This window comes from Campylobacter sp. W0014, from assembly GCF_020135975.1.
Taxonomy (GTDB): domain Bacteria; phylum Campylobacterota; class Campylobacteria; order Campylobacterales; family Campylobacteraceae; genus Campylobacter_D.
The window spans coordinates 1-5,116 of sequence record NZ_JACHTR010000041.1 but is presented as its reverse complement, the minus strand read 5'-3'; the positions used below and the strand labels follow the sequence as shown (position 1 = coordinate 5,116).

At 26.0% G+C, this 5,116-nt stretch carries 3 protein-coding genes and 2 pseudogenes; all 5 read right to left on the bottom strand.

Annotated elements, in window-relative coordinates; all coding sequences use genetic code 11:
• Positions 1-160 precede the first annotated feature (160 nt).
• Entirely contained in the window at positions 161-790 is a 630-nt protein-coding gene (locus tag H2277_RS08580; RefSeq protein WP_126252422.1) for a hypothetical protein, read from the bottom strand.
• 2 nt (positions 791-792) lie between these two features.
• Positions 793-1,140 (bottom strand): hypothetical protein, encoded by a 348-nt coding sequence (locus H2277_RS08575; protein ID WP_337201905.1) that lies wholly within the window; start codon positions 1,138-1,140, stop codon positions 793-795.
• A gap of 72 nt (positions 1,141-1,212) precedes the next feature.
• A pseudogene (locus H2277_RS08570) lies at positions 1,213-1,622 on the bottom strand (hypothetical protein); the annotation flags it as partial.
• 294 nt (positions 1,623-1,916) lie between these two features.
• Positions 1,917-2,780, bottom strand: coding sequence for a hypothetical protein (locus tag H2277_RS08565; RefSeq protein ID WP_052781601.1), 864 nt, complete (start codon positions 2,778-2,780; stop codon positions 1,917-1,919).
• Between the two features lie 12 nt (positions 2,781-2,792).
• A pseudogene (locus H2277_RS08560) lies at positions 2,793-5,116 on the bottom strand (hypothetical protein); the annotation flags it as partial.

The following is a 5,116-nucleotide window of genomic DNA, read 5'->3' as shown; positions in this document are numbered from 1 at the left end:
AAGGAATTTGGGGGCATTGATGATCCTTTTGGGGGTTGAGTTTATGGTGTTTATAATTTGGTATAAATCCACTATGTTTTTAATTTTTATATTTATTATTTTAACACAAATAGTCTAAATTTGAGTAGAAAAAGAAATTGCTTATTTTTGTTATTAAAATCTATTTTTTATCTAAATTTACTTCTATGATATTAGATTCTTTTTCGCTGTTTTGTGTATTTTCTAAACGCAATTTTATTTTATTTGCACCCATGGGAGTTAAAATAGTAAAATATCTAATATTATTTTCATAAAAATCCCAAATTTCATCAAATTCCAAATAATTTGCTAATCCATATTCTTTAAACTCACATTCTTTATAGATTGATTTTAAAAATTTTGGCACTTCATTAATAATAAAAAGTATTTTGATTTTTTCTTTTTGAGAATTAATATCCAATTCTTTAATCAGATTATTTTGATATTCTTGCTTTATTATTTCTATTATTTTTTTATTATCACAATTTTTTAAATCATTAAGATTAACATCCATTTCTTTTTTTAACTCTAATTCTTGAAGAAAATAATTTGTATTCTTATAATCAGAAGTTTGTGGTAATAATATATTTAATTTTTCATCACTTTTAAAATTAATTTCGCTATTCATAATTTTAATATTTAATTCTAATATAGCGTAAAAATCTTTTTTAGAAAAAATTTTATTTACACCTTTTTTCATATTTACAATATCTAAATTCTCATCAGATAAAAATTCTATAAGTTTATTTAAAAATATAGGTTGAGGAAGCATTATCACCCTTTAAGCTCTAAGCTTTCAAGCTCTTCTAAACTCATTGCTCTAATTAAAATTCTTTCTTCTGATTGAATTAAAGAAAAATCTTGCAATTTCTCTAAAGCTTCTTTATACTCTAAATACCCCAAAGGCTCATCTTTGCTAATGCTAAAAAAACTCAGCCTCCATTTGGCTTCTTCATCTTCATCATCTAATTCAAAATTTTCCCAAGGTTCTTTAAAGAGAATAGTATCAGTATCTTCACTAAAGGTGAAATTTATTATTAACCCATCTGGTGTGTCATAAAGTTTAGGCATAGCTTCATAAGCTTCTTCCCAACGCCTTTGTAAAAGTTTTAAATCTTCCATAAATTTTTCCTTAAATATAAAATGAAAAATTATAACTAAAAATCTTTTTATATTAAATCATAAGGAAAGTATTTACACAAAGCTAATTCTATTTTGCTTAATCATTCTAGCACGATTGATAAGAGCATAAAGGGCTAGAAATTCATCGTTAAGCATTTCCTTAAAGGTTTCACTGTATCTATCCCCATCAAACTCAATACTTTTGTATTCTATAATTTCTGCTTTAGCATTAGTGATAAAAGAAATATATTTATCTCTTTGTTTATCGTGTTTGATACCTGCACATAAAGGTTTAAGTGCTTCATCATACCAAATCACTTCTAGATTTTCTTCTTTGATGATTTTTAGTGCTACTTCTTTTGTTAGATATTCTTTAATGTCTTTTCCATCGTATTTTTTTGTTCATAATTCATCTGCAACATTTTATCAATAGCTTCTTTTTCACTATCAAAAGAATACTCAAGTTCAACACCTCCTCTTTCTCAAGAAAGGACTGCGCTTATTAAGGCATACTTTTAGCTATGAAATTAACCGCCAAAGGAACAAACCTTGCAGTCATACAATAAAATTAAAGCATGCAAATCTAAATACAACAACTATACACAAAAGCCGATTATAATTATTTTTATGTCAAAAATCCTATAAAATATATTTCTTTTACTTTTTATTGCTCATCTTTTCTAAATAAACTTTCTAAAATAAGTCAGTCTTCACGCCGATTTTTCATCCTGATTGATTGCATTAAAGTGAGCAAATTTAATTTATTTCAACTAAGTCTATTTTTGTTTAAAATATTGCGCATATTCAAAGGGTCTTTCTTTTAGTTTAAAATAAAATTTATTATGAAATTGGGTTGTGGTATTTAAAGTTTTTTGAAGAGTTCCTAAAGAATATTCTAAAGCCCCATTATATATTATCTCTTCTTTTTGCAAATAACCCACAGCATATTCCAAAGGAGAGGTATTTGAGAAAAATAATTCAATAAGATTAAAATTTAAATGATTACTCGCTTCTATATAAAAAGAATGATTCTTATGTATTTTATAGGTAGCTAAATTAAAAAATAAATTATTTTTATCTTGATACAAACCTATATCATAAGCAATGATAAATTTTCTCAAACTCCATACAAGATAAGAATAAAATAAATCATCGCTAAAATCTACTACTTCATAGTCATTTTTTTGCACCATTTCATCTAGCATTGAAATTAGTTCAAATTTATTTAAATTTTTATTTTCGATATAGTAAAGTTTAATACCATGAACTTGATTAATTTCATTAATATAAGAAGTTAAAAATTCAATATTATCTTTATAAAGTTTTAAGAAATATTTTTTTAATTCTAAATTATCTATAATTTTATAGGGGTTATTTTTGAAGAAAAGTTCTTTAAGTCCTTCAAAGCAATTCTCACCAATATTAAAAGCTTTAAAAATGATATTTTTTTCTTTGATTATAATTTTACCTAAATAAATGCTTGTTTCAAATTTGAAATTTCTCTTAAGATTATATTCTTTTTTTAAGAATTCTTCATCAAGTCCTTTTATACTCATATCACTTTGCAAGCCCAAGTAAATAGTTTTATCTTCTCTTATATTGGAGATATAATCTTTAAGCGGTATTTTTATAGTTTTCATTATTTTCCTTGATTATAAACTTCTACCTATGAGGGTTTCTACATATCTTGGATCTCTTTCATTGGGCTGAATTTCATAGGCATCTTGTATAGCACCTATATTGCAACCTACTAAATAATTCTCACTAGGATCGCAAATTCTACTAAATTTATCAAAAATAATTTTCTCATTGATATAAGCTTTTTCAGAATAAAAAACATATCTGCCTAGAGCATCCATATTGTGATTATAATATTTTTCTATATAAAAATGCCTACATTCGTGAAAAACCGTTTTTGCAAATTCTTTAAAATAAGCTTTTAAAATGTATTGATTTAATCTGACCTTATTTTCTTCATAAGCTCCAAATGATAAAGATCCGCTAGGCTTTTGGCTATAAAAGACTACATTTTCTAAAGGTAAATTAAATTCTTTACAAAGAGTTTGAGTTAAAGCTTTTAGAAAATCTTTACATTCTTCAAGATCTCTGTTTTTGTTATTTAAAAGCTCTGTGTGGAATTGTTTAAAACTTTTACCATTCTTATACTCTAAAGGTAAAATTTTATTAATTATGGTGCTAATATATTTGCCATCTCTATCTTGAAGATAATTTCCTTTATCTTTTTCTGATATACTTGTTAAAAATTCCTTATTAATTAAATCAAATCTATAGTATATATAAGCGATTTTTCCGGCAAATTGAGGATAGGTTCTGAGATAGGTAAAAAAGTCTCTTTTTTCTTGATTTTTTAAATTTGCCCTTAAAAACCAATTTGCCTCTTCAACACTATCAATTGATTTTTGTCGGTTAAGATTATATACATTAAGGGCTTTTAGCTCCTCTCTTGTAAATAATTCTTTCACCCTATCATCTCTACCAGAGCCAACTTTAAAACTCATATCTATGATTTTATAAGCATCATTTAAATTAGGAAGTCTTTTAAATTTATTTTTATCTTCATAAGCAAAAACTAAAGCATAATATTTATCAAATTCTTCTTCATTAGCCCTTGTTAGAGGTAAACTAAAGCCTATTTTTTCAAATTCTTCATCTTTTTCCTCATCATCCATTTCCCAGCATTCATGAAAATATTTACTTTCGTCTTTTAAAAACTTTATATCTTTAAATTCTAAATGCTCTTTACCTTCTAAAATTCTTTGAAGTCTTGCTTCATTTTGAATTTGAGCTAAAGCCCAAACGATATTTACATCATCTTCTAAACCATCAACTTCGCATTCTACATAAGTCCCTGGTGCAAAATTTGCCTTTTCATCGATAATAATCCTTACACTTTTTTCAGCACTTACCACATCTTCATCTTCATCGAGTTCCCATTCTATTTCTTTTATGAAATTTACTTTAGATTTCTCTTGCTTAGGATACTCTACTCTTAAAGAAACAATTCCTTCCTTCTCATCTTGTATAAACTTAGCTTGCTTACTTAAATCCTCTAATAACTGTGCTTGTGCCATACCTATGCTACCACTACTGCCAAACTCTCCCTTTTCATTGATGCTATAAAGATATAGATTATCTTTTATTATGCTTTGCTCTTTTTTATCTTTTTTGCTTGTTTTGTTTTCTTTTTCATTACTTTCTTTTATTTTTACTTCTTTAAAAGTTTTAGAGCATTCTTTATTGGTATATAATCTTACACAACATTTTCCCCAAGTTTTTCCTATTTCAAAGGGATAATCTTTTAAAAAGCTAGGGTTAGTATCTTTAGCTATTTCATTAATCTTTAAATAATATTCTCCTTCAGGCAAAGTGCCAAATCTATCTTTAATACTTTCATCATCATAATAAAAATAAGCTTTTTTACCTTTACTTGTATCTTTTTCATCTTGGTAAAAATAATTTGCAATTTGCTTTTTACTTCTTTTTTCATTATCTGCCTTAGCAGTACCACTTCTTGCCATGTAAGAATTAATCAATTCATTTCCTTTATAATGATAGAGATTAAATCCATCATAAACTAAATGATCTTTTGCTTTAAATTTAAGTATAAGTCCAACTTTGTGATGGGTATAATTATTAAATATCCTTTTAGCATTTTGTAAAGGAGTAGGAAAATAAGCTTTGCTTTCATCAAGCTTTACTTTAAAGCTATAACAATCACTAAAATACTTTTCTTTATCAAATCTTATTTTACCCTTTTCATCACTGCGTCTTTTTAGATTAACTACTCTTAAAGCTTCATCATGTTTAAAACCTTTGATAATGATTTTAGCATTAGCAATGGGTTTATTGTGTTCATCTTTTAAATATAAAGTGATAAAGCAAGGTTCTTTAGCGTTAGATGAGGATTCATTTAAGGGTTCTTTTGAAATTTTGTTAAAACTTGCATTGTTGTAGG